This is a genomic window from Vibrio sp. D401a (assembly GCF_030248515.1).
Classification (GTDB): Bacteria; Pseudomonadota; Gammaproteobacteria; order Enterobacterales; family Vibrionaceae; genus Vibrio; species Vibrio rotiferianus.
Genome location: NZ_JAHGAI010000085.1, coordinates 1 through 927, shown reverse-complemented (window position 1 = coordinate 927; position 927 = coordinate 1). Strand labels below are relative to the sequence as shown.

The window sequence follows — 927 nt, the reverse complement described above, 5'->3', positions numbered from 1 at the left end:
AGGTGTGAGCAACGCTGCCACCAAGCCTAAACCATTGCACCGTAGACACAAAACCTAACGATAGAACGAAAAATGCCAAGCGTTGGGAATCACTCTTAAATGCTTTGTTAGCTTTTGGCACTTGCCATTTGCTTGTAAACTTCTACTACCTCTTTAGGAAGGTGTATTAACTTTTGAATTTCAGTTAATAGCTCTGGTTCATGAACTAAAGCAGGTCTTTCAGCTATCATAAATTTTTGCAACGCAACTTGGTTACGCTGTTCGACACCAAAAAAACCATTCTGCCAAGTCAAAGCCTCAAACGCTTTGTCATCTTGATTTGCCAAGATATTTTCTAGTTCCCCACCCTCAATATGAAAATATCTAAATTGGCTATGATCTTCCGGGATTTCACGAGTACAGTAACAACGCAACTCAGCGACTAGTCGATCTAGATATATTAAATATTCACTGTGTGCGTTATAGCCTTTCTCTAAATATCGATATTTGCCAAATGAATGCAACAGCTTCGTAAACTCATAACTATCCTCTGTCATATTTGGTAGAACGTCAGGAAACTCGTAAAGGATTTTATCTAGCCCTTTTACTATGTTGTGGCTCAGTTTTTTGGAAGGTACGCGCTGTAAAAAATAGATACACTTGATATATTTTTCAACGGCTTGAAGTCCCTGCCAGAGAAATTGAGGCATTAATCGAGATTGATAGCATAAGCGTGCGGCAATATAGTCTTTATCAGCCATATCTCGGAACACGTGAAAAGCATAGCGATCTAATTTATCGTCCATTTTTACTCCTAACTCCTGAATTGATGGTAGAAAGCTAACGCCCTGCTAAGGGGTGAGCAACGCAATACCAAAGCCGCTGCAAACCACCTTAATCACTAAAACCAACGCATAGTAAAAATGCCACGCGTTGCGAATCCCTCTT

1 protein-coding gene is annotated in these 927 nt (G+C 40.0%); it reads right to left on the bottom strand.

From position 1 onward, the window contains the following. Positions 1-107: 107 nt before the first annotated feature. Entirely contained in the window at positions 108-785 is a 678-nt protein-coding gene (locus KIV41_RS24355; RefSeq protein WP_285337831.1) for a hypothetical protein, read from the bottom strand. Positions 786-927: the final 142 nt, after the last annotated feature.